This is a genomic window from Streptomyces sp. NPDC006294 (assembly GCF_042870895.1).
In the GTDB taxonomy this organism is placed as follows: domain Bacteria; phylum Actinomycetota; class Actinomycetes; order Streptomycetales; family Streptomycetaceae; genus Streptomyces.
In genome coordinates this window covers 53,106-75,968 of record NZ_JBIAHV010000006.1, presented here as the reverse complement: position 1 = coordinate 75,968, position 22,863 = coordinate 53,106, and the positions used below count along the sequence as shown (strand labels likewise).

At 74.2% G+C, this 22,863-nt stretch carries 19 protein-coding genes; 12 read left to right on the top strand and 7 right to left on the bottom strand.

Annotation, left to right across the window (positions count from 1 at the left end; genetic code table 11):
- Window positions 1-7: 7 nt before the first annotated feature.
- Window positions 8-1,105, top strand: a complete 1,098-nt coding sequence (locus ACFYOP_RS12015) for a hypothetical protein (protein WP_356897417.1) — start codon at window positions 8-10, stop codon at window positions 1,103-1,105.
- On the top strand, window positions 1,105-2,136 hold the full coding sequence (locus ACFYOP_RS12010) for a serine/threonine-protein kinase (RefSeq protein ID WP_356897416.1): 1,032 nt from the start codon (window positions 1,105-1,107) through the stop codon (window positions 2,134-2,136). Before ACFYOP_RS12015 ends, ACFYOP_RS12010 begins: the two co-directional genes overlap by 1 nt.
- On the opposite strand, the gene ACFYOP_RS12005 is transcribed toward ACFYOP_RS12010, so the two are convergent.
- Window positions 2,130-3,413, bottom strand: coding sequence for a streptophobe family protein (locus tag ACFYOP_RS12005; protein ID WP_356897415.1), 1,284 nt, complete (start codon window positions 3,411-3,413; stop codon window positions 2,130-2,132). The genes ACFYOP_RS12010 and ACFYOP_RS12005 overlap by 7 nt on opposite strands.
- Before the next feature lie 157 nt (window positions 3,414-3,570).
- On the opposite strand from ACFYOP_RS12005, the gene ACFYOP_RS12000 reads away from it, so the two are divergent.
- The 4 genes from ACFYOP_RS12000 (at window position 3,571) to ACFYOP_RS11985 (ending at window position 8,126) form a co-directional block, all read left to right on the top strand.
- Window positions 3,571-4,851: a DUF6777 domain-containing protein gene (locus ACFYOP_RS12000; RefSeq protein ID WP_356897414.1), complete on the top strand. Its 1,281-nt coding sequence runs from the start codon at window positions 3,571-3,573 to the stop codon at window positions 4,849-4,851.
- A 331-nt stretch (window positions 4,852-5,182) separates the two neighbouring features.
- On the top strand, window positions 5,183-6,631 hold the full coding sequence (locus tag ACFYOP_RS11995) for a tannase/feruloyl esterase family alpha/beta hydrolase (protein ID WP_388451374.1): 1,449 nt from the start codon (window positions 5,183-5,185) through the stop codon (window positions 6,629-6,631).
- 36 nt (window positions 6,632-6,667) lie between these two features.
- On the top strand, window positions 6,668-7,660 hold the full coding sequence (locus ACFYOP_RS11990; RefSeq protein WP_356897413.1) for an aldo/keto reductase: 993 nt from the start codon (window positions 6,668-6,670) through the stop codon (window positions 7,658-7,660).
- Window positions 7,661-7,730: 70 nt separating this feature from the next.
- A complete protein-coding gene (locus ACFYOP_RS11985; protein WP_356897412.1) occupies window positions 7,731-8,126 on the top strand; it encodes a DUF6479 family protein in 396 nt (131 codons plus the stop codon).
- Between the two features lie 64 nt (window positions 8,127-8,190).
- Here ACFYOP_RS11985 and ACFYOP_RS11980 read toward each other — a convergent pair whose 3' ends face one another.
- From ACFYOP_RS11980 to ACFYOP_RS11970, 3 genes are read right to left on the bottom strand one after another with little or no spacing between them, the layout of a single operon-like run.
- Window positions 8,191-8,757: a DUF6328 family protein gene (locus ACFYOP_RS11980; protein WP_356897411.1), complete on the bottom strand. Its 567-nt coding sequence runs from the start codon at window positions 8,755-8,757 to the stop codon at window positions 8,191-8,193.
- Window positions 8,758-8,770: 13 nt separating this feature from the next.
- Window positions 8,771-9,133: a DUF3040 domain-containing protein gene (locus ACFYOP_RS11975; RefSeq protein WP_356897410.1), complete on the bottom strand. Its 363-nt coding sequence runs from the start codon at window positions 9,131-9,133 to the stop codon at window positions 8,771-8,773.
- Between the two features lie 35 nt (window positions 9,134-9,168).
- On the bottom strand, window positions 9,169-9,423 hold the full coding sequence (locus ACFYOP_RS11970) for a hypothetical protein (RefSeq protein ID WP_388451371.1): 255 nt from the start codon (window positions 9,421-9,423) through the stop codon (window positions 9,169-9,171).
- A gap of 129 nt (window positions 9,424-9,552) precedes the next feature.
- Between ACFYOP_RS11970 and ACFYOP_RS11965 the strand changes: the two genes are divergently transcribed.
- From ACFYOP_RS11965 to ACFYOP_RS11950, 4 genes are all read left to right on the top strand, one after another.
- A complete protein-coding gene (locus ACFYOP_RS11965) occupies window positions 9,553-11,097 on the top strand; it encodes an FAD-dependent oxidoreductase (protein WP_356897408.1) in 1,545 nt (514 codons plus the stop codon).
- 79 nt (window positions 11,098-11,176) lie between these two features.
- Window positions 11,177-11,740: a 2Fe-2S iron-sulfur cluster-binding protein gene (locus tag ACFYOP_RS11960; protein ID WP_356897407.1), complete on the top strand. Its 564-nt coding sequence runs from the start codon at window positions 11,177-11,179 to the stop codon at window positions 11,738-11,740.
- Complete coding sequence (locus ACFYOP_RS11955) at window positions 11,737-12,741, top strand: xanthine dehydrogenase family protein subunit M (protein WP_356897406.1); 1,005 nt, start codon at window positions 11,737-11,739, stop codon at window positions 12,739-12,741. Before ACFYOP_RS11960 ends, ACFYOP_RS11955 begins: the two co-directional genes overlap by 4 nt.
- Window positions 12,738-14,861: a xanthine dehydrogenase family protein molybdopterin-binding subunit gene (locus ACFYOP_RS11950; protein ID WP_356897405.1), complete on the top strand. Its 2,124-nt coding sequence runs from the start codon at window positions 12,738-12,740 to the stop codon at window positions 14,859-14,861. The genes ACFYOP_RS11955 and ACFYOP_RS11950 overlap by 4 nt, the downstream gene beginning before the upstream one ends.
- Here the strand turns inward: ACFYOP_RS11950 and ACFYOP_RS11945 are convergent.
- Both ACFYOP_RS11945 and ACFYOP_RS11940 read right to left on the bottom strand, forming a co-directional pair.
- Window positions 14,848-15,630, bottom strand: a complete 783-nt coding sequence (locus ACFYOP_RS11945; protein ID WP_356897404.1) for a uracil-DNA glycosylase — start codon at window positions 15,628-15,630, stop codon at window positions 14,848-14,850. The genes ACFYOP_RS11950 and ACFYOP_RS11945 overlap by 14 nt on opposite strands.
- 9 nt (window positions 15,631-15,639) lie before the next feature.
- A complete protein-coding gene (locus tag ACFYOP_RS11940) occupies window positions 15,640-18,201 on the bottom strand; it encodes a SpoIIE family protein phosphatase (protein WP_356897403.1) in 2,562 nt (853 codons plus the stop codon).
- 111 nt (window positions 18,202-18,312) lie between these two features.
- Between ACFYOP_RS11940 and ACFYOP_RS11935 the strand changes: the two genes are divergently transcribed.
- Window positions 18,313-19,236, top strand: a complete 924-nt coding sequence (locus ACFYOP_RS11935; RefSeq protein ID WP_356897402.1) for a MurR/RpiR family transcriptional regulator — start codon at window positions 18,313-18,315, stop codon at window positions 19,234-19,236.
- 331 nt (window positions 19,237-19,567) lie between these two features.
- Entirely contained in the window at window positions 19,568-19,951 is a 384-nt protein-coding gene (locus ACFYOP_RS11930) for a hypothetical protein (protein ID WP_356897401.1), read from the top strand.
- 28 nt (window positions 19,952-19,979) lie between these two features.
- On the opposite strand, the gene ACFYOP_RS11925 is transcribed toward ACFYOP_RS11930, so the two are convergent.
- Entirely contained in the window at window positions 19,980-22,862 is a 2,883-nt protein-coding gene (locus ACFYOP_RS11925; RefSeq protein WP_356897400.1) for an NHLP bacteriocin export ABC transporter permease/ATPase subunit, read from the bottom strand.
- Window position 22,863 lies beyond the last annotated feature (1 nt).

Sequence of the window (22,863 nt, the reverse complement as noted above, 5' to 3'; positions counted from 1 at the left end):
GACGACCATGGCCGGCACCTGGGACTTCCGCGCCACACACGTCGTGCCGCAGTCGGGGATGCCCGCATGGGAGGCGCCGGACGTGTCCCGGCCGACGACCCCGCTCGACCCCCTGCTCCCGGTCCAGCTGGCCGAGCGGCGCGGCGACTGGGGCCGGATCGTGTGCGCGAACAGCTGGTCCGCGTGGGTCGACGGCCGCCTCCTGGTGCCCGTACCGCAGGAACCGCCGGCCGCCGGCAGGCCCCTCGCGCGTACGGAGGACGCGCGGCCACTGCTGGCCCGGGTCGGCGAGACGCTGGCCCGCTACCGGCGCGCCGCGGAGGACCTGGCCGACGGGCTGTCCGACGGAGAGACGTTCCGCGACCGTACGCGCGGACTGCGGGTCGGGCTGGTGGTGGACGGCGAGTCGGTGTGGCTGTACGACGGCGAGCACGAGCGCTGGGTGTACTGCGACGGTCTCCGGCTCAGCACGTTCGCGACCTCGTCCGGCCCGGCGGCGCGGGAGGACGCGGTGCCGGGCGACGAGGACGCGGCCGGGCCCGGACCGGAACCGGTCAACGGCCCCGAGCCGACGCGGATCGTCACCCCGGAGCCCGCCGCACCGGCAACCGGGCCCGAGCCGACGCGCGTCGTCGCCCCCGAGCCGCCGGGCGGGCCGCCGCGCCACGAGCCCACCCGGGTCGTGACGCCCGAGACGCCGCCCGCTGCGGGGGACGGCGACGAGTCCCGGCTCGCCGAACCGGCCGCCCCGGCGCGGGACGAGGACCGCACCGACGCGACCCGCGTCGTGGCGCATCCCGAGGCGACGCAGGCCGTGCGGGGGCCGGACGCGACCCGCGTCGTGGAAGATCCCGAGGCTCCCGGGGCCGTCAAGCGGCCGGAGGCGACCGGAACCGGGGATCGGCCGGAGGCGGCTCAGGCCGTCAAGGGGCCGGACGCGACCGCCGCCGTGCGGCCGCCCGACCCGACCCGCGTACCGGAGCCCCCCAACTCGACGCAGGCCGTGGACCGGCCGGAACAGCCCGAGACCGCCCCGGGCGTGACGCATCCCGAGCCGACCCGGACCGTGGACCGGCCCGAAGGGCCACCCGGCGGTGAGCGCTGATGGCGTCGGCTTCCGGCGTGGCCGGCGGTCGGCCGTCCGAGCTGGTCGGACGGCGGGTGGCGGACTATCTCGTGGAGCGCGAGATCGGCCGCGGCGGCATGGCGGTCGTCTACCGTGCCCGCGACCTGCGCCTCGATCGGACCGTCGCCCTGAAGCTGCTCGCCCCCGAGCTGGCGCGCAACGACACGTTCCGCAAACGGTTCACGCATGAGTCCCGCGTCGCCGCCTCCATCGACCACCCGCACATCGTGCCCGTCTTCGAGGCCGGCGAGACGGACGGCCTGCTCTACATCGCCATGCGCTACGTCCCCGGCCAGGACCTGCGCGTACTGCTCGACCGCATGGGTCCGCTGCCCGCCGTGGCGGCGGGGCGGATCGCCGCGCAGGTGGCGTCCGCGCTGGACGCGGCGCACGCGCACGACCTGGTGCACCGGGACGTGAAACCGGGGAACGTGCTGGTCGCGGAGGGTACGGACAGCGACCATCCCGAACATGTCTATCTCACGGACTTCGGGCTGACGAAGAAGTCCCTGTCGCTGACCGGGTTCACGACGGTCGGCCAGTTCGTCGGCACGCTCGACTATGTGGCGCCGGAGCAGATCTCCGGCCGGCCCGTGGACGGGCGGTGCGACGTCTACAGCCTCGGCTGTGTCGTCTTCGAGACGCTGGCCGGCGCGCCGCCGTTCCGGCGGGACGACGACATGGCCCTGCTGTGGGCACACCAGTTCGATCCCGCGCCGCCGCTGAGCGGGGAGCGGCCCGACCTGCCCGCGGGGGTCGACGCCGTGATGGCGAAGGCGCTCGCCAAGAGCCCCGAGGACCGCTACGGCTCCTGCGGCGAGTTCGTGGCGGCGCTGCGCGCCGCTGCCACGGCACCCGCCGCGGACGGTGCGGCCGGAGACAGCGGCCGTCCGGCGACGGTGGTGGCCGGGCGCGGGCCGGGGTCGCCCGGCGAGGCGGCCGCCCCGCCGGAGCCGCCTCGCTGGGCGCTGCCCGTCTTCCCCGGCTCAGCTCCGGCGGGCGGTCACTGAGAGGGCGGGGGCGCCTGCCCCCGACGGTGCACGCGTGCGGCGAGGAGCCCGCCGATCAGACCCGTGACCAGTCCCCATGCGGCCGCCAGACCGAGCGCGGGCCACAGGTTCGGCCGCAGCGCCACCTCGCCGGCGAGGTCGCCGCCGAGATCGCCCAAACCCAGCAGCGACAGACCGTAGTGGGCGTAGAGCCGTACGAGCAGGCAGACGGCGAGCACGGTGAGGACGAGGGCGACGGCCATGTGCAGGGCGTGCTGCCACAGGCGGGTCCGGGCCGGTGAACGGACGGCCATCAGGAAGGCCGCCGCCGTCACGAGCACGACGGCGACGACCAGCAGCCACCAGGCGCGGCCGTCGCGTTCGGTGAGGGTGGCGAGGTCGAGCCGGGACATCTCGCCGGTGCGGAGCACTTCGTCGAGGAGCTGGGGCATCGGCAGGCCGAAGGGGCCCTCCACCTTGCCCTCCCAGGACGCGCCGAGGCCGAGGGTGAAGGCCAGCCAGACCAGATTGGGCAGCGCGAGGAAGATCACCGCGAAGGTCTCCGCGGTGCTGTCGCGGGTCAGGGCGACCACGACGCCGATGACCACGCCGACCGCGACGTAGGTGAGCAGCAGGGCGACCATGGCGTACGCGGCCGGGCGCACGGATTCCTGGAAGCGCAGCAGCCGGGCGGGGAGCGGGGCGCCGCGCGAGACCAGGACCGCCAGGGCGAGGACCCCGGCCAGCCACAGCAGGCCGAAGAGGAGGGTGAGCGGGAGGTCGGTGCGGAAGCCGACCTGTGGACCGGGACCCAGCAGTTCTTCCAGGAGCCCGCCGGTGGGGTCCTCGACGGGAATGGTGAAGGTGTGGCGTGCGAGGGCACCGAGGCCGATGAGGGCGAGCAGCCACAGGACGGCGAGCCGGGCCGCCCAGCCCGCGAGTTCGCGCGCGGAGGCGACGGCGCGGTGGCGCAGGGGCCGCAGGAAACCGGCGGCGACGGTGAGGACTCCGGCGAGGGCCACGGACAGGGGCAGGGCGGTCAGTCCGGCTCTGGTCTCGGCGATCACGCCGGCGTCTCCGGCGATTTCCACGGTGCCGCCGGCCGCCATCACGACGAGCGCCGCGACGACGGGGAGGAAGCCGCCGTCGGGCAGGTCCGCCGCGCCGGCCGCCCACAGTCCGAGTGCCGCGGTGGCGGCCATGACGACGAGGCCGCCGAGCACCGCCGCGAGTGCGTGGGGCCAGCCGTGGGCCGGACGGGTCGCGCTGCCGGTGCTCTTCGGTGCCTGCTGACTCACGCTGCCACGCTATGCACGGCGGGTGCGGTGCGCTCCCCGAGTGGGCCGACCGCGTCGGCTTGCGGGTGACCCCGAACCGGGGAACACAATGGTGCATATCGGTAGCGACGGAAGAGCTGTCCGTCTTCCGCCTCCCTACGCCAGGGAAGAAGACCCCGTGAGTGCCGAACCTCCGTCCTCCGGCCGCCCGACCGGTCCTCCCTCCGGGCCGCTCTCCGGCCCGTCGCAGCCGGGGCCCACTCCCCCGCCGCCGCCCTCGGGGCCGTCCGACGCGGGTCCGCCCGGGCCGCCGAGCGGCCCCGGTCAACCCGGTCAACCCGGCGGACCCGGCGGACCCGGCGGACCCGGCGGGCCCGGCGGGACGGGAGCCGGCGGCGGTTCGCACGAGGGGCCGAGCAGGCCCTGGTGGCGGTCCGTCCCCCGGATCGCCACGATCGCCGTCGCACTCGTCGCCGCCGTGGTCCTCACCGTCGTGCTCACCCGCCCGGACGGCGGCGCCGGCACCGGGGCCGGTGGCGGCGGCGGTGAGGTCTTCCTGCAGGCTGCGGGCTCGGCCGGGCCCGACCCCTTCACCGAGTCGACGGCGAAGGAGAGTTCGCCGCCCGCCTCCACACCGGCCGCCGAGCCCGACGGATCCACCGCGAGCCGCAATGTCACCCGCAGCGTCGAGGGGTCCGCCCCGGGGCTGTACGGCGGCACCCGCAAGGTGGCCAGCTGCGACGTGGAACAGCAGATCAAGGCGCTGCGCGCCGAGCCGGCCAAGAACCGGGCCTTCGCCGGGGTCCAGCGGGTCGAGCCGGCCCGGGTTCCGGAACTGCTGCGTTCGTTCACCCCGGTGCAGCTGCGGATGGACACCCGGGTGACCAACCACGGCTACCAGGACGGCGAGCCGACCTCCTACCAGGCGGTGCTGCAGGCCGGCACGACCGTGCTGGTCGACGAGCGTGGGATGCCCAGGGTCCGGTGCGCCTGCGGCAACCCGCTGACGCCGCCGGTCCCACAGCAGGACCCGCGGACGAACGGCGACCCGTGGCCGGGCTACCGCGCCTCGAACGTCGTCGTCGTGACGCCGGCGGACCGGCCCGTCAAGGAGTTCGTCCTGCGTGACGACGACCGGTGGATCAAGCGTCCCGCGGGCGACACGGGCACGCGGGACAAGGAGACCGAGCCGCCCTCGGGCGAGCCCTCGCCCTCCAAGGACGCCTCCCCGTCCGACGGCGACACCCCGTCCCCGGACCGGCCGCCCGACCCGCCCGCGTCCGAGCCCGCGCCGCAGGACTCGCCGGCGCCGCCGCCCGAGTCGGAACCGGCACCGCCGTCCGAACCCGGTCAGCCGCCGTCCGAGCCGGCTCCGGAGTCCGGCGCCGACTCCCCCGCCGGCCCGGCCCCCGACGCGCCCGCTCCGGAGAACTCCGCTCCTGTGGCCCCTGGACCCTAGGAGCGGGACGCCTTAGCAGCGGTCGCCCCACTGCGCAAGGGGCCGTGAACCGCGGTCCACGGGCGGGGCTATGGGCGCTGTCACCATTCCCCGCCGCACGGGCCTTTCCTACGGTGACGGGACTCGTTCCGTCACCCGTGGGAGGTCCGATGCCACCGCGTCCGGTTTCGGGCAGGGCCGGGTAGGGGACACGGCCCCGCGCAGCGGCCCCCGTCCGCCGTGAACCCCGCGCAGGACCCGGCACCGAAGCGCACGGCGACGGCCGCCGACCGCCCTGACCGGCCGCCTCGCACCCCACCGTTGCACCATTTCTCACCCAGGAGGCTCTTCCGTGCCGTTCGCCCTTCCGCCAGGCATCCTCCCCGCACGCCGCAGCAGGTCCGCCACGGGCGGACGTGCCGTACGGGCCGTCGCCGGGGCCGCGCTGCTGCTCGGCATGACCGCCGTCCCCGCCGCCGGGGCGGAAGAAGCGGCCGGGGAACGGGGCCACTGCGCCCGGCAGCACACCCTGCGGGTGCCCGGCGCCGAGCACCAGGAGGTGTCGTGCCTCGACGAGTTGACCACCGCGGGGACGGTCGCCTCCGGGCACACCGACCCGGCCGACTGGGCGGGCCTGACACCGGCGGGGCTCGAGACGCCCGACGGCGTCCCCGGCATCCAGATCGACGGCTACTTCCCCGACGGATCGGCGACGAACACCAACCACGGCTGGATGCACGACTCCCAGTTCGTCGTCCGGCTGCCCGACCGCTGGAACGGCGGCCTGGTCGTCGCCGGATCCCCCGGGGTGCGCGAGCAGTACGCCAACGACCGGGCGATAGCGGACTGGGTGCTTGCCCGCGGCTACGCCTTCGCCTCGACCGACAAGGGCAACACCGGCGTCGCCTTCCACCGGGACGGGCGGCGCCCCGGTGCGGCGATCGCCGAGTGGAACGAGCGGGTCACCCAGCTGACCAGGGCCGCGCGCACGGTCGTCGCCCAGCGCTACCAGCGCCCGCCGCAGCGCACCCTCGCCACGGGCATGTCCAACGGCGGCTATCTGGTGCGCTGGCAGCTGGAGAACCGGCCGGGGCTGTACGACGGCGGGGTGGACTGGGAGGGCACCCTGTGGCGCACCGAGGGCCCGAACCTGCTGACGTTCCTGCCGCCGGCGCTGCGCGCGTATCCGGTGTACGCGGCGGGCGGCGCCGGCGCCGGGCAGGCGCACCGGGAGATGGTGGCGGCCGGGTACCCGGCGGGCTCCGAGTTCCTGTGGCCGTACCACCACCGGTACTACTGGGACCTGACGCAGCGGATCTACCGCGAGGAGCTGGACCCCGCCTTCGACGGGGCCACGGAGGCCGGGACACCGTTCTGCGCGCCGGGGACGCCTGCCTGCGACGCGGACTACGACTACGCGTCGCGGCCCGCCGAGGTGCACCGGGCCGTGGACCGGATCGCGCTGACGGGCCGGATCGGGAAGCCGCTGATCACGTTGCACGGCACGCTGGACGTGCTGCTGCCCATCGGTGAGGGCTCCGACGTGTACGCGCGCATGGTCCGCGACGCGGGGCGGGACGGACTCTTCCGCTACTACCGGATCGAGGGCGGCACGCACGTCGACTCGCTGTACGACGTCTTCCCGGACCGGCTCCGGCCGTTGACGCCGTGTCACCGCTCGGCGTTCGCGGCGATGGAGGACTGGATCGGCCGAAGCGAGGCGCCGGCGGCCGGCCACACGGTGGCCATGCCCGGCGAGGGCCGGGATCCGCTCACCGAGTGCCCGCTCGGACACCGGTAGCGGCGGCCGGCGGCAGCACCGGCGGCGCGGCATAGGATGCGCCGCATGGAACAGCGTGTATTGGGCAGGACCGGCCGGAGCGTCTCCGTGGTGGGGCTCGGCACCTGGCAGCTGGGGGCCGACTGGGGCGATGTCGCGGAGGACGAGGCGCTCGGCGTGCTCGACGCGGCCGTCGAGTCGGGTGTCACGTTCTTCGACACGGCCGACGTGTACGGCGACGGGCGCAGCGAGCAGCTCATCGGGCGGTATCTGCGGAGGCGGCCGGACGCGGACGTGTTCGTGGCGACCAAGATGGGCCGCCGCGCCGACCAGCTCCCGGAGAACTACGTCCTGGACAACTTCCGTGCGTGGAACGACCGTTCCCGCAGGAACCTCGGCGTGGACCGGCTCGACCTGGTGCAGCTGCACTGCCCGCCGACCGCCGTGTACGCGTCCGACGAGGTCTTCGACGCGCTGGACACGCTGGTCGCGGAGGAGCGCGTCGCCGCGTACGGCGTGAGCGTGGAGACCTGCGCGCAGGCGCTCACGGCGATCGCCCGGCCCGGCACCGCGAGCGTGCAGATCATCCTCAACCCGTTCCGGCTGAAGCCGCTCGAGGAGGTCCTGCCCGCCGCCGCCGAGGCCGGGGTCGGCATCGTCGCGCGGGTGCCGCTGGCGTCCGGGCTGCTCTCCGGCAAGTACACCAAGGACACCGTCTTCGCCGCCGACGACCACCGGACCTACAACCGGCACGGCGAGGCGTTCGACCAGGGCGAGACGTTCTCCGGCGTCGACTTCGCCACGGGTGTCGAGGCGGCCGCCGAGTTCGCCGGACTCGTGGGACCGGAGCGCACGCCGGCCGCGGCGGCCCTGCGCTGGGTCGTCCAGCAGCCCGGTGTGACCAGCGTGATCCCGGGCGCCCGCTCCGCCGGGCAGGCCCGTGCCAACGCGGCCGCCGCGGACGCGCCGCCGCTTCCGCAGCGCACCCTGGACGCGGTCCGCGAGCTGTACGACCGGCGGATCCGGCCCCAGGTGCACCAGCGCTGGTAGCGGTCGCGTCCATTCGGGCGTCTGCGCCGCCACCGGCGGATATACCGCTCAGATTGGGTACCCGCTATGCATGGTCACTTTGAACCGGCCGGCCGGGGACGCCGAGACCGTCCTCGCGGCCGCTGAGGGAGCGCCCGCGGTGATCGTCTTCGGACTGATCGTGGTCGGGCTGCTGGTGCTGCTCGTATGGGTCGTCTGGCAGGTGGGCGCGCGGCGGCGGCGCGATTCGCCTCCGACGGAGGAGGAGCAGCCGAGGCGCCCCGATCACCAGACGCACTACGAGAGCCGCCTGGAGCCCGACGACGATTTCGACCCGAGTGCGGGTCATCAGGTTCCGGGCCGGCTGACACCCCACGAACTCCACGGTTACGGGAACATGGGGTCCCGCCCGGCGCCCGAGAAGAAGCCCCCGCGGGACTCCGACGAGAGCGGTGGCGCGTTCGGCAGTGGCGGCCACGGCGGCTGACACGCCCGGAAACACGACGCCGCCGGCCGACGGGCCGGCGGCGTTCATCCCTGCCCGGCGGCGTTCACCCCTGCCCGGAGGAAGAACGCTGCCCCGGACCCCGCGGACCCGGCCGTTCCCGACCCTGCCGGCCGTCGGCCTCGGGGCCGACGCCGTGCCGCATCACGGCCGCCGGCACCAGCCAGCAGGCGGTGAGCCCTCCGGCGACGGCGGCGGCCATCACCAGTGCCGCCGTGTCACCGATCACGGGCACGTTGCGCAGCACGAGCAGCAGTGCGAGCGCCACCATGCCGAGCAGCATCGCGAGCCCCAGCAGGGTGAGCCGGGAGGCCCACCGGGCGGCCTCGTACTTCAGTCCCCGGCCGGTGACCATGCGGTGGATGCCGACCGGTGCGACGAGCACCCCGATCGCCGCGGCCCCCAGCAGCAGACAGGCCGCGTACAGAGCCCGGTCCACGTCGCCGGGCGAGCGGAAGAGCGGCATGAAGGCGACGGCCAGCAGAAAGACGAAGAGCAGCTGGACGCCGGCGAGGGCGACCCTCACCTCGCGCAGCAGTTCCCCCCACAACCGGTCCAGGCGCTCCTCGTCGCTCTCACGGCGCCCGCCCGGGCCGGTGCGTGTGATCCCCATCGGCCGCCGCCGCTCAGGCCGGTCCGGGGTCCCGCTCGCCGCCGCCTGTCCGGCGGCGGGCGGAGAGCCGCCTGGACCACCGGCAGACGAGCACGAGCAGACCGACCAGGGTCAGCGCCCAGGTGGTGGCGAACGCCCAGATGAGGCCGGGCTCCGAAGTGGACGCGGCCATCACCAGAAGGACGCAGGTCAGGGTCGCCAGCATGCTCACGCCGGCGGCGAGCAGATGTGTCCGCAGACCGCGGGTCACCCGCGCGAGCGGCGGGCCGGGACTCATCGTCCGCAGGCGGTGGTCCAGAAGCTCGTCGGCGCGCAGATCCCGCTCGATCTCGGCGAGGATCATCCGCTCGGGCTCGGAGAGACCAGGTCCGTCCATGACGGGCACCTCCGTACGCTGTCAGACGGCTGCGTTCAGTCCTCGCCCCGGACGATGTTCGGCTCCGGGTTGTTCTTCTCCGACTGACGGTCGGGCTCACGGCCCTTCGTCACCACGGCGGGCCTGCAGGTGCGGACCTGTTCCCGCTCGGAGATTCGGCTGCTGATCCTTCCGGTGTCGGCCCGGGTCTCCACGGCTGACACCTCCTCCTGCTGCTCGGTACCGGCGAGGCGGCCGGTGCTGCGACATTTCTGCTCGTGCGGGTACCCCGTCCGCCCTGTGTCAGTCACGCCGGGCGACCCGCGGGACAAGCGCTTCGGCGGGCCGTCAGGGGGCACCCGGCCCGTATGTCGAACTCTCATTCTCCGGGCGCGGAGAGCCGGACGCACTGGCGTACGCGCACGACGGAATCGCACTGGATGCGCACCAGCGACACCACGTCCTTCCCTCCCCTGACGGCCGACCTCGAGGTCGACGTGGCCGTCGTGGGCGGCGGGATCGCCGGGCTGTGCACGGCGTGGGAGCTGACCCGTGAGGGCGGCCGGTCGGTGGTGGTGCTCGAGGCCGACCGGATCGCGGCCGGTGTCACGGGCTTCACCACGGCGAAGGTGACGGCGCAGCACGGCATGATCTACGACCGGCTGCGGCGGACCAGGGGCGCGGAGGGCGCACGGTTGTACGCGCGGTCCCAGCAGGCGGCCGTGGAGCGCGTGGCGGAGGTCGCCTCCGTACTCGATGTCGAGTGCGAGCTCGAGCGCGGCCCCGCCTACGTCTACTCCAGGGACCGGGCCGAGCGGGACGCCCTGAAGCGGGAGGCGGAGGCCGCGGCCGAGGCGGGTCTGGACGCGGCGTACACGGAGGACACCGGGCTGCCGTTCCCGGTCGCCGGCGCGGTACGGATGGCGGACCAGGCGCAGTTCCATCCCCGCAAGTACCTCCTCGGACTGGCCCGCGACCTGACCGCTTACGGCAACACCATCCATGAGCGGACCCGGGTGACCGGTCTGCACGAGGGCACGCCCTGCCGGCTCACCACGGAGAGCGGTCATACGGTGACCGCCCACGACGTCGTCGTCGCCACGCACTTCCCGGTCTTCGACCGGGCGCTGCTGTTCGCGCGGATGTCACCGCGCCGGGAGCTGGTCGTGGCCGCGCCGCTGCCCGCCGACCGGGACCCGGGCGGCATGTACATCACTGAGGACGGCGGGAAGCGGTCCGTGCGCACGGCGCCGCTGGACGACGGCAGGCGGCTGCTGATCGTGACCGGGGAGACCTTCACTCCGGGCACGGCGGACGTCCCGGAGCGGATCGGGATCCTCGACGAGTGGATGCACACGCATTTCGCCGTGGAGGAGACCCGGTACCGCTGGGCGGCGCAGGACAACGACCCGAGCGACCGCGTGCCGCTGATCGGCCCGTTCCATCCGGGTGCCCGGCACACCTATGTGGCGACGGGCTTCGGCGGCTGGGGCATGAGCGGCGGCGTGCTGGCCGGGCGGCTGCTGGCGAGCCTGATCTGCGCGGTCCGGCCTCCGTGGACGGACCTGTACGACCCCCGGCGGCTGTGGAGCACCGTGCGGGAGGCGCCGACGCTGCTCTCCCAGCAGGCGGAGGTCGGCAAGCATTTCGTCGGCGACCGGCTGCGGACCACCCATGTGGACTCCGTCGCGGACATCGCGCCGGGGAGCGGTGCGGTGGTGCGCCTGCACGGGCGGCGCTGCGCCGTCCACCGCGACGACGACGGCGTCTGCCACGCGGTGTCGGCCCGCTGCACCCATCTGGGGTGCCTGGTGGCGTTCAACGAGGCGGAGCGCAGCTGGGACTGCCCCTGCCACGGTTCGCGGTTCGGCGTGGACGGCTCGGTGCTGCAGGGCCCGGCGGTCCGGCCACTGGAGCGGCGAACCGTCAACGGCTCGGACGGCTCCGACGACCCGGACCGTCCCGACGGCGGCTCCGGCTCGTGAGCGGTCGGACCGCGGGATCCGTCACAGGCTGGTAGGAAAGAGAACAAAACGTCATCACCCGACCGGAAAGAGCTGCGGCGTGGACGCAACCAGCCGACCGGAGACCTCGGGCGCCCCGACCGGCGAGGGCGCCCATCACTCCACGGTCACCCTGCATGTCAACGGAGTCAGGCACACCCTGACGCTCGACAACCGCACCACCGTCCTGGACGCCCTGCGCGAGCATCTGGACCTGACGGGACCGAAGAAGGGGTGCGACCACGGCCAGTGCGGTTCGTGCACCGTGATCGCCGACGGGCGGCGGGTCAACAGCTGTCTGATGCCGGCCGTGTCCCACGACGAGGCGCACATCACGACGGCCGAGGGGCTGGCGCCCGGAGGGGAACTCCATCCCGTGCAGGAGGCGTTCGTCGCCAGGGACGCCCTCCAGTGCGGCTACTGCACTCCGGGCCAGGTCTGCTCCGCCGTCGCGATGCTGGCGGAGGCGGCCGAGGGCCGGCCCTCGCTGGTGACCGGACCGCGGAAGGCGGACGGGCCCGTGGAACTGACCCAGGAGGAGATCAGCGAGCGCATGAGCGGCAATCTGTGCCGCTGCGGCGCGTACGTCAACATCGTGGCGGCCATCGAGGACGTGACCCTGTGAAGCCCTTCGCCTATGTCCGACCCGGCACGGCCGCGGAGGCGGTCGCCGCGTTCGCCGCGCACACCGGGGCGCAGTACCTCGCGGGCGGCACCAATCTCGTGGACCTGATGAAGCTCGGGGTCGCGACGCCCGACGCGCTCATCGACGTGAGCCGGCTGCCGCTCGCCACGGTCGAGGGGGTGCCGGGAGGCGGCCTGCTCATCGGCGCCGCCGTGCGCAACAGCGATCTCGCGGCCCATCCGGCCGTCCGTACGCGCTACTTCGCGCTGTCGCAGGCGCTGCTCGCCGGGGCCTCCGGGCAGTTGCGCAACGCGGCCACGACCGGTGGGAACCTGCTGCAGCGCACCCGCTGCACCTATTTCCAGGACATCTCCAAGCCCTGCAACAAGCGGGCGCCGGGCACCGGCTGCCCCGCGCGGGAGGGCGTCCACCGCGATCTGGCCGTACTGGGCCACTCCGAGCACTGCGTCGCCACGCACCCCTCGGACATGGCGGTGGCGCTCGCCGCGTTCGACGCCACGGTCCATCTGCACTCGACCGACGGGGACCGGTCGCTGCCGGTCACCGACTTCCACCGGCTGCCCGGGGACCGTCCGCAGACCGACACCGAGATCCGGGCCGGCGAGCTGATCACGGGCGTGGAACTGCCGCCGGTCCCGGTCGGCGCCCGGTCGGCCTACCGCAAGGCCCGCGACCGCGCCTCGTACGCCTTCGCCCTCGTCTCCGTCGCGGCGGTCCTCGCGGTCGAGGACGGGCGCGTACGGCACGCGGCGCTGGCCTTCGGCGGCCTCGCCCACCGGCCCTGGCGCGCCCGCCGCGCGGAGGAGCGGCTCTCCGGCGCCCCGGTCGGCCGGGAGACGTTCGTACGGGCGGCCGAGGCGGAGCTGGTGGCGGCGCGGCCGTTGCGGGACAACGCGTTCAAGGTGCGGCTCGCCCGCAATCTCGCCGTGGACGTGCTCAGCCGGCTGGCCGCGGCCGACGACACCGGGGAGCGGTCATGACCCGGCCGGCCGCCACGACCGTGCTGGGCGCGCCCGTGGAGCGGCGGGAGGCCCGGGAGAAGGCGGCGGGCCGCGCGCGTTACGCCGCCGAGCACACGCCGTCGGGCTGCGCGTACGGCCGGCCGGTGCCCGCCGCGGTCACCAGGGGCCGGGTGACGGCGGTCCACACGGACGAGGTGCTGGAGCTGCCCGGGGTGATCGCGGTGCTCACCCACGAGAACGCGCCCCGGCTCGGTGAGCCGGACGATCCCACGCTCCGGCTCCTCCAGGACGACCGTGTCCCGCACCGCGGCTGGTACATCGCCCTGGTGGTGGCCGACACCCTGGAGAACGCCCGCGCGGCCGCGGCCGCGCTGCGCGTCGACTACGCGGCCGAGGAGCACGACGTACGGCTCACCGACCGGCATCCGGGGCTGTACACGCCCGAGGAGGCCAACGGCGGTTTCCCGGCGGTGCGCGAGCGGGGCGACTTCGAGGGCGCGTACGCGTCGGCGGACGTCCGCGTCGACGCCTCGTACGGCATCACCGCCCTGCACAACCATCCGATGGAGCCGCACGCCGCCACGGCCAGGTGGCACGACGGCCGGCTGACCGTGTGGGACTCCAGCCAGGGCTCCGGTTCCGTCCGGGACGCGCTGGCGCAGCTGTTCGGGCTGGAGCGGGGGCAGGTCACCGCGGTGTCCGAGCACGTCGGCGGCGGTTTCGGGTCGAAGGGGACGCCAAGGCCGCCGGCGGTGCTCGCCGCGATGGCCGCCCGCCACACCGGTCGGCCCGTCAAGGTGTCGCTGCCGCGGCGGCAGATGCCCGCCGTCGTCGGCCACCGGGCGCCGACGCTGCATCGCGTCCGGCTCGGCGCCGGCGCCGACGGCCGGATCACGGCGCTCGCCCACGAGGTGGTCACCCAGACCTCGCGGGTGAAGGAGTTCGTGGAGCAGGCCGCGGTCCCCGCCCGGGTCATGTACGTCTCCCCCGGCAGCCGTACGGCGCACCGGGTGACGGCCCTCGACGTGCCGACCCCGTCGTGGATGCGGGCGCCGGGCGAGACGCCGGGGATGTACGCCCTGGAGTGCGCGATGGACGAACTCGCCCTCGCCACCGGGCTGGACCCGGTCGAGCTGCGGCTGCGCAACGAGCCGGAGACCGAACCCGACTCCGGACTGCCGTTCAGCAGCCGGCATCTCGGCGAATGCCTCCGCCAGGGGCGGGACCTCTTCGGCTGGCCGCGCCGCGCCGCCGCGCCCGGCGTCACCAGGGAGGGCGATCTGCTGCTCGGCACCGGTGTCGCGGCGAGCACCTATCCCGTGCTGGTCTCGCCGTCGTCCGCGACGGCCCACGCGGGCCGCGACGGGGCCCGGGTGGTCCGGGTCAACGCCACCGACATCGGCACCGGGGCGAGGACCGTGCTCGCGCAGATCGCCGCGGAGGCACTGGGTGTGCCCCTGGAGTCGGTGTCCGTCGAGATCGGCAGTTCGGACCTGCCGCAGGCCCCGCTGGCCGGCGGCTCGTCCGGCACCGCGTCCTGGGGCTGGGCGGTCCACAAGGCCTGCACGCGGCTCGCGGAGCGCCTCGCGGAGACCGGCGGCGAGCTGCCGCCGGAGGGCGTGACGGTCAGGGCCGACACCCGGGAGGAGACCGGGGCGGAGCCCGCCCACGCGCGGCACGCGTTCGGCGCCGTGTTCTGCGAGGTGCAGGTCGACACGGTGACGGGCGAGGTGGCGGTGCGCCGGATGCTCGGCGTGTACGCGGCGGGCCGCATCCTCAACGCCCGTACCGCGCGCTCCCAGTTCATCGGCGGCATGACGATGGGCATCGGGATGGCGCTGATGGAGGGCAGCACCATGGACGAGCGCTTCGGGGACTACGCGGAGTGCGACCTCGCGATGTACCACGTGCCGGTCTGCGCCGACGTCCACTCGATCGACGCGCGGTGGATCGAGGAGGACGACCCGCATCTCAACCCGATGGGCAGCAAGGGCATCGGCGAGATCGGCATCGTGGGCACGGCGGCGGCCGTGGCGAACGCGGTGCGGCACGCGACGGGCGTGCGGCTGCGGGACCTGCCGCTCACCCCGGACAAGGTGCTGGAGTCGCTGGACACGACGGCTGCTACCGGGGCTTGAGGCCGCTGACGCGGGCGGCGTGCCGGAGCACGTCGACGAGCATCGGGTAGGTGAGCCGGCCGGTGAAGACGTTGCGTCTGCTCGGGTGGTAGCACCCCAGCAGGTGGAGTGCCGGCCGGCCGTCGCCGCCGGGGAGCACGACATGGGCGCCGTGTCCGAAGGCGGGGCGCGGCCGGGGCAGCCGGTATCCGGCGGCCTCCAGGACGGGCAGCACCGCCTGCCATCCGAACCCGCCGAGGACCACGACCGCACGCACTCCGGTCAGCAGCGACAGCTCGCGCGCGAGCCACGGGCGGCAGGTGTCCCGCTCCCCGGGCGTGGGCCGGTTCTGCGGCGGGGCGCAGTGGACGGGCGCGGTGACGCGTACGCCGTGCAGGACGAGGCCGTCGCCGCGGTGCGTGGACGTCGGCTGCGAGGCGAGCCCGACGGTGTGCAGGGCGGCGAAGAGCACGTCGCCGGAGTCGTCGCCGGTGAACATGCGGCCGGTGCGGTTGCCGCCGTGTGCGGCGGGGGCGAGTCCGACGACGGCGAGCGACGCGTCGGCGGGTCCGAAGCCGGGCACCGGCCTGCCCCAGTACTCCCGGTCGGCGAACGCCGCCCGCCGGGTTTCCGCGACCTGTTCCCGCCAGGCCACCAGCCGCGGGCAGGCCCGGCACCGGCTGACGGCCGCGTCCAGCTCGCCGAGCCCGGCGCAGTGCGGGGCGGTGCGGTCCGGGAAGTCGTCGTCGTCCGGTCCGGGGGGCGGGTTGGGCGCCGGGTGGCCGGTCATACGTCCATGCTAGGGGCTCTCGTCCGGAAGTCGGGCGGGTGCCGACCAGCGGGCCGCGAGGAGCAGCGCGATGTCGTCGGGGCGATCCGCGTTCTGCCGGGCCTGGTTGATGAGCCGGTCCGCGGTGTCGGCGAGCGGGCCGGAGCCCAGGTCGGAGAGTGTGCGGCGCAGCCGCTCGATGCCCAGGTCGATGTCGGTGCCCGGCTGTTCGACGAGGCCGTCGGTGAAGAGGGCGAGCACCGCGCCGGGTTCCAGTGTCAGGTCGGTCGCCGGATAGACCGCGTGGGCGTCGACGCCGAGGACCACGCCGCCGGGCAGGTCGAGGACCTCCGTCCTGCCGTCCGGATGGCGCAGCAGCGGCTGGAGGTGGCCCGCGCGGACGGCCAGGGCACGGCCGGTGGCCGGGTCGAGCCTGATGTAGCAGCAGCTGGCGAACAGGCCGGGGTCGAGGTCGATCATCAGCCGGTTGGTGCCGCTCATCACCTCGACGGGGGTGTGGCCGCTGACGGCGAGTGCCCTGACGGCGCTGCGCAGTTGCCCCATGGCGGCGGCGGCCTGCACGCCGTGTCCCTGGACATCGCCGATGATCAGTGCCGGTACGCCGCCGGTGTCGATGACGTCGTACCAGTCGCCGCCGACCTCCATGCCCTGGGTGCCCGCGAGATACCGGCCCACGGTGTCGAGCTGCTCGACGACGGGCAGCCGGTGCGGCAGCAGGGCGTCCTGGAGGCCCCGGGCGAGGGCCGCCTCCGAGTCGTAGCGCTGGGCTCGTTCGAGGGCCTGGGCGATGAGTCCGGCGAGCGCGGTGAGGACCGTGCGCTCCTCCGGGCTGAAGCCGCGGGGCTGGTCGAAGCCGAGGATGCACGAGCCGACGGGGCGGCCGGAGGCGATCAGCGGCAGAAAGGCCCTGGCGCCGACGTGGGCGTCGAGGGGGATGCCGGGGTAGGCGCCGGCCAGATGCCGCATCGACTCGAAGAAGAGGGGACGGCCGGAGGTGAGGGTCTCGACACCGGGCAGTTTCGCGTCGAGCCCGACGCCTTCGAAGCGGTTGAGGAAGCCTCTGGGGAAGCCGGTCTCCCAGGCGAGGTGGAGATGGCGGTTGCTCAGCAGGTAGATCGCCAGCTGGCGGCCGCCGAAGGCGGGCAGCAGCTCCTCGGTGACCACGGCGGACACCTGACGGGCCGTGACCGCCTCGGTGAGCGCGATGGCGAGGGCGACCGGGCGGTAGAGGGCCACGGCCCGGTCCGCCGGTGATCCGACGCCGGCGCCGGGGCTGACCACGGAGCTGGGCGCGTAGGCGGGCTGATCCGACCGGGTGAGGGTCACGGTCAGCCCCTCGATGTCCGGATAGAGGGCGACGGAGAGCCATGCGTCGGTGTGCAGGACCTGGAACCGGACCGGGTCGGGGGCGAGCAGCGCGGCCCGGTAGTGGTCCTCCTGGGCGGGCCCGAAGAGGTCGACGGCTTCCCACAGGACGCGGCCGATCAGATCGGGCCGCTGCCGGCCGAGGAGCCGCTCCGCGATGTCGTTCATGTAGGTGATCCGGCCGAGGCGGTCGAGCGAACACACGCCGAAGGGGAGCCGGTCGGCGGATTCGGCGACGACCGGACCGGCGCCGAGGTCGATGAGACAGCCCGTCAGGTGCGTGGCCCCGGTGCCGTCGGAGGGCCGGCTGCGGCGGCCCGTCAGCTCGATCAGATGCGGCCGGCCGTCGGCTCCCTGCAGCCGCATCCTGCGGGTGACCGGCTGGTCGGACTCGGCGGACCGGTGTCCGAGGGCCCACAGCCCGTAGGCGTCCTCCGCCTCCATCCGCGCGGCCACGTCCTCCGCGGTGAGGGGAAGGTCCTCCTCCTGTACGGCGAGGATGGTGCGCCAGCCCTCGTCACCGGTGACGGTGCCGGCCTCGAGGTTCCAGTCGAACGCGCCGATGCGCAGCGGCGGCGAGCCCAGGGACTGCAGGGTCACGGCGAGCGGTTCGGCGTCCCACTCGATACGGGGCCGGTGCGGCGCCATGTCCGCCAGCGTGGCGCCGAGCCGGGCGCCCACCTCGTGGATGCGCCGCCGGTCGGCGTCGGAGACCGGCACGCCGGGGGTGGCCGGTCGGAGCACCGTGAGGACGCCGAAGCATTCGCGCTCGTGGGAGACGGGCACGTACAGCGAGCCGAAGGGGAACGGCAGGCCCGCCATGAGCTGCGGGTAGCGGCGCATGGCCTCCTCGGCGTCGCCCAGGTGGACGGGCTGGCCGGAGCGGTAGACGTCGGAGTGCGGGAACGGGCGGTTGACGTGCATGGTCCACCAGTGGCGGAAGAGGTGGAGCGGCAGGCCCGCGATCACGGCGAGCCGCAGCTGTTCCGGGGAGCGGGAGCGCAGGTAGAGGCCGCCCGCGAAGCCTCCGACGGCCTCGATGGCGCTCACCTCCGCCTGGGCGAGGACCATGGCGAGCTCGTTCCTCCGCGGGTCCCGCCCGCCCGTGCCCACGGGGTCCGGACCGTGCTCGGCGGGCGGCCCCGGCCCGCCCTTGCCGTACCAGGTCACCCTGCCAGCATGCTCCCGGGCGGCGGGGCGGCGCATCTCCTTGTGTTCGGCGGACTCGGGAGCGTCTGCTGTGCGGACGAGCATCCTGACGGGCCGGGGGATTGGGCTATGTTGAGCAACGGGCTGGACACAGAAGGGGGCACACCGGTGCCATCAGGGCAGCAGGAACGTGCGCAGGCGGCCGCGATCACCCCGGGCGGGCCGTCGGAGGAGCAGGAGCCGGCTCCTGCTGAACGGGTGCTGGCACTGCTCGGCGGCCACCGCCTCTCCCCCGGCCAGCGGCGCATCGCCCAGTACATCATCGACCACATGCCCGAGGCCGCTTTCCTCTCCATCACCGACCTCGCGGAGCGCGTCGGGGTGAGCCAGCCGTCGGTGACCCGGTTCGCCACCTCGCTCGGCTACACCGGGTATCCGGCGCTGCGGGAGGCGTTGCAGCCGATCGCGCTGAGCACGGTCGCCGGTCCGCCCGAGGGCCGGGCGGAGATCCGCCGCAACGAGCTCCAGGCGGCGGTCGACGCCGAGATCCAGAACCTGGAGAGCCTGCGGCGGGTGCTCGCCGACACCGACCAGGTGCTCGGCGTCGGGCGGGAGCTGGCGCTGTCGGTGCCCCTGACGGTCCTGGGGCTGCGGATCTCGGTGTCGCTCGCGGAGTACTTCGCGTACGCCGCGCGCCGTATCCACCCCGATGTACGGCTGGTGACCCGCGGCGGCAGCGTGGCCTACGACGCGCTGCTGCAGTCCCGGGAGGCCGGCGGGACGTGGGTGCTGGCCTTCGCGATGCCGCGGCACGCCAACGAGACGCTGGCGGCGCTGCGGGCGGCCCGCCGCACGGGGCTGCGGGTCGCGCTGATCACCGATCTGACGCTCGGCCCGCTGGTCGACGAGGCGGATGTGACGCTGACGGCGGCGACGGGCTCGCGGCTGGTGTTCGACTCGTACGCGGCCCCGGGCGTGCTGTCCGCCGCCGTGCTGCAGGCGATGGCCGACGCGGATCCGGGGCGGACGCAGCTGCGGCTGGAGGGCTACGAGCAGGCGGCCGATCAGCACGACTTCTTCATCGACGACTGACCCGCCTGCTTTTCGCAGCCCGAACCGGTCTCTTACCGGACTTTTTCATGCCCGATGCCGCATGTAATTTTTCATACCCTTGCTTACTCGACGGTATATATATTTACTACTTCTGGCGCCGGGTACTCCGGTGCCACGACGAGGGCGAGACCCGTGCCCTCCACCAGCGGACACCCTGGGACGGCGCTCCCTCCTCGCGCCGTACCGCGGGTGTTCAATCCGGGCTCCGCATTCCGCCGCGGATGCCCTCGGCGGTTCCGGTCAACCCCTGGGCCGGGACCGCCGCCCCCTCTCTCGATCAGAGTTCATCGGCACCACCCGGAGCGACGCCATGTCCCAGCCCCTCTCCACGACGAGCCCGGACTGGCCCTGCCAGGTCAAGACCCCGGGCAGTCACGACTGGGAACGCAGCGCCGCCCGCTGGCTGCGCGATCTGCTGCCCGCCCGCTACGCCGCCTACTCGGCGTTCAACCGGCACCCCGTCCTGCTGGCCCGGCACGCACAGCTCCAGGTGCAGCACGAGATGCGGGCGGTGCGGGAGGCCCTGCAGACGTCCCGGGTGCAGCTGCCCCCGCTGGGCGTGGCCGAGACGGTCATCGAGAACACGATCCGGCTGTACGCGGTGGAGCTGGCGCAGCTCGGCCGCCTGGCCCGCGGCGTCAGGCTCGTCGGCGACGCGCTCGCGACGGGCGGCGGCACGCACCGCAGGCGGTAGCCGCACCGCGAGGCGCGCCGCGGGCACGTCACGCCAGCTGCCGCCGGACCAGTTCGTGCAGCCGGCCGCCCGCGTCGGCGACGAGGTCCGCCGGGCGGCCCTCCTCGACGACCCGGCCCTCGTCCATCACGATCACCCGGTCCGCGTCCATGACGGTGGAGAGCCGGTGGGCGATGACGACGCGGGTGGCGTCCAGCCGGCGGGTGCTCTCGATGACGACGCGCTGCGTCTCGTTGTCCAGGGCGCTGGTCGCCTCGTCGAAGAAGAGGACGCGCGGCCGGCGCACCAGCGCCTGGGCGATCATCAGCCGCTGCCGCTGGCCGCCCGAGATCGCGCCGCCGGACGAGATCAGGGTGTGCAGGCCCATCGGCATCCGCCTGATGTCCTCGGCGAGGCCGGCCATCTCGGCGGCCTCCCACACCTCGTCCTGGGAGAACGTCTCGGCGCCGCTGATGCAGTCGAGGATCGACCCGGTCAGCGGCTGCGCGTTCTGGAGCACCACACCGCACTGCCGGCGTACCGCGGCGGGGTCCAGGGCGGCCAGGTCCTGGCCGTCGTAGAGGACGGTTCCCGAGGCGGGACGGTCGAAGCCGATGAGCAGCCGCAGCAGGGTCGACTTGCCGCAGCCGCTGGGCCCGACGACGGCGACGAACTCCCCCGGCCGCACGGTCAGCGACACGTCGTCGAGGACGGGCGGGCCGTCGTCGGCGTAACGGAACGTCAGACCCCGCACCTCGATCGCGCCGGACAGCGTGCCGGGCTGCGCGCCGGCTCCGCGCACCTCCGGAGCCTCGTCCAGGATGGGGCGCACCAGCTCGAACATGGGCAGCGCGGCCGCCGCGGAGACGAGCACGCCGGTGAGCTGGGTGACCGAGGTCAGCAGCATGGTGACGGCTGTGCTGAAGGTGAGGAACTCGCCCGCCGACATCGTGCCCCGGGCCGGGCCCGCGAGCAGCATGAACATGACGAGGGAGCAGAGCGGCAGATAGACGGAGTCCAGCACGGTGGTCAGGTTCTTGATGCGGCCCACCCGCTGCTGGAGTTCCCGGGAGCGCGCGAACCGCCGTGCCCAGGCGGCGTACGCGAAGCTCTCCGCCGCCGCGACCCGCAGTTTCGGCAGACCCCGCAGGGTCTGGAACGCCTGGTTGTTGAGCTTGTTGTTCAGCTCCACCAGCCGGCGCTGCCAGCGGACCTGCCACAGGCCCATGCCGAGGAAGACGGCGCCGATGACGAGGAGCATGGAGATGGCGGCGAGCGCCAGCGGCACGCTGTACCAGAGCAGCAGTCCGATGTTCATCGCGCCGACGGTGGTGGACTGCAGGGCGATGGGGCCGATACCGGACAGGACCCGGCGGATCGAGCTGATGCCCATGGCGGCGCTCGCCAGCTCGCCGGTCGACCGCTCGGCGAAGAACCTGGTCGGCAGCCGCAGCAGCCGGTCCCAGACGGCGGGCTGGAGGGTGCTCTCGATACGGCCCTCCATCCGCAGCACGGTCAGATTCTGCAGCAGCATGAACGCGGCCGAGACGATGCTGGTGATCATGACGGCGAGGGCGACCTGGACGATCAGGCCGGTCTGCGCCTTCGGCACGTACACGCCGAGGATCTGTCCGGTGGCGATGGGCACGAGCGCGCCGAGCACGACGGTGACGAGGCCGGCGAGCAGCAGGTTCCGCAGGTCCATGCGGGTGCCGCGGAGGCTGAAGGCGACCAGTCGGCGCACGTTCGCGGGCCGCTCGGGCAGCGGCCGGTAGAACATGACGGCCCGCTCCTCGAACTCGTCCGCGTTCTCCTTGCCGATCCGGGTCCGGGAGCCGGTGACCGGGTTGACCGCCTCGTAGCGTCCGCGGCGCCAGAGCAGGGCGACGGGTGCGCCGGAGGCGGCCCGGTGGCCGACGAGCGGCCCCGCGTCGCTGCGCCACCAGCGGCCCTGGAGCCGGACCGGACGGGTCCGGACACGGGAGGCGACGGCGATGCGCTCGACGGGGCCGACGCGGTCCTGCACGGGGCCGCTCTTCGGCGGGTCGGTCAGCGTGATCCCGGCGGCGTGGGCGACATGGCGGCACACCGCGAGCAGCGTGTCGTCGTCCAGGCCCGCTCCGCCGTGGCCGCGCGCGGCCCGGTCCGGCCGGCCGATGGAGGCGAGCAGCGCCTCGTCGGCGCGGGCGCCGGCGTCGGCGCCCGCCTTGATGCCGGCGGCCGTGCGGTCCTCATGGGCCCGCTCCAGCTCCTCGATCCAGCCGTCCACGGCGGACAGCAGCCGGTACTGCTGGTTCACCATGCCCTGCCACATGGCGCCCTCGACGAGCAGGTCGCCCGCCGCCTCCGCGCTGTAGGAGGCGCCGTACTGCACGCTGCCGGGCTCGACCTGCATCCACAGGACGTCGTCGTCGCCCAGGGTCTCGTCGGTGGCCGGGCGCCCCTCCAGCGGCGCCTCGAAGAGCACCCCGAGGCCGCGGCCGACGCCGAGCCCGAAGGCGTACTCGAGCTGGGTGGCGGCCGTGCGGCCGTACGGGTCCTGGTACGCGGGCGGGTAGGGGTCGGCGTACTCCCCGTACTGCCCGTACTCCGGCGTGTGCAGTTCGCGCAGCGGGATCCGGCGCAGCAGGCAGTCCTGCGAGGGGCGGCCGGTCAGGGTGTGGCGGGGGCCCTCGACCGGGCCGAGGAGCAGCGTGCCCGGTTCGAGGCGGCCGAGGAAGTGCCAGTGGCCCTGTTCGGTGGCGTCCACGGCGAACAGGTCCAGCGTGCCGCCCATGACGAGCCACAGCACCAGCGGCCCTTCGAGCGGCAGGCTGCGCAGGCCGGTGCAGTCGACGTGCGTGCCGAGTCCGCCGAGCGCGTGGATCACGGGGTCGGTCTGTGCGGGAGCCTGGTGGTGGCCGCCGGCGGGCGGCGGGTGGACGGACGACACG

Excerpts from the sequence above, each read along its gene's own strand:
- ACFYOP_RS11930 (WP_356897401.1), top strand. The coding sequence starts at position 19,568 with ATGTCCCAGCCCCTCTCCACGACGAGCCCGGACTGGCCCTGCCAGGTC.
- ACFYOP_RS11990 (WP_356897413.1), top strand. The coding sequence starts at position 6,668 with ATGCGCCGCATGGAACAGCGTGTATTGGGCAGGACCGGCCGGAGCGTC.
- ACFYOP_RS12010 (WP_356897416.1), top strand. The coding sequence starts at position 1,105 with ATGGCGTCGGCTTCCGGCGTGGCCGGCGGTCGGCCGTCCGAGCTGGTC.
- ACFYOP_RS12015 (WP_356897417.1), top strand. The coding sequence starts at position 8 with ATGGCCGGCACCTGGGACTTCCGCGCCACACACGTCGTGCCGCAGTCG.
- ACFYOP_RS11940 (WP_356897403.1), bottom strand. The coding sequence starts at position 18,201 with ATGCGCCGCCCCGCCGCCCGGGAGCATGCTGGCAGGGTGACCTGGTAC.
- ACFYOP_RS11950 (WP_356897405.1), top strand. The coding sequence starts at position 12,738 with ATGACCCGGCCGGCCGCCACGACCGTGCTGGGCGCGCCCGTGGAGCGG.
- ACFYOP_RS11975 (WP_356897410.1), bottom strand. The coding sequence starts at position 9,133 with ATGGACGGACCTGGTCTCTCCGAGCCCGAGCGGATGATCCTCGCCGAG.
- ACFYOP_RS11945 (WP_356897404.1), bottom strand. The coding sequence starts at position 15,630 with ATGACCGGCCACCCGGCGCCCAACCCGCCCCCCGGACCGGACGACGAC.
- ACFYOP_RS11980 (WP_356897411.1), bottom strand. The coding sequence starts at position 8,757 with ATGGGGATCACACGCACCGGCCCGGGCGGGCGCCGTGAGAGCGACGAG.
- ACFYOP_RS11965 (WP_356897408.1), top strand. The coding sequence starts at position 9,553 with ATGCGCACCAGCGACACCACGTCCTTCCCTCCCCTGACGGCCGACCTC.
- ACFYOP_RS11985 (WP_356897412.1), top strand. The coding sequence starts at position 7,731 with ATGGTCACTTTGAACCGGCCGGCCGGGGACGCCGAGACCGTCCTCGCG.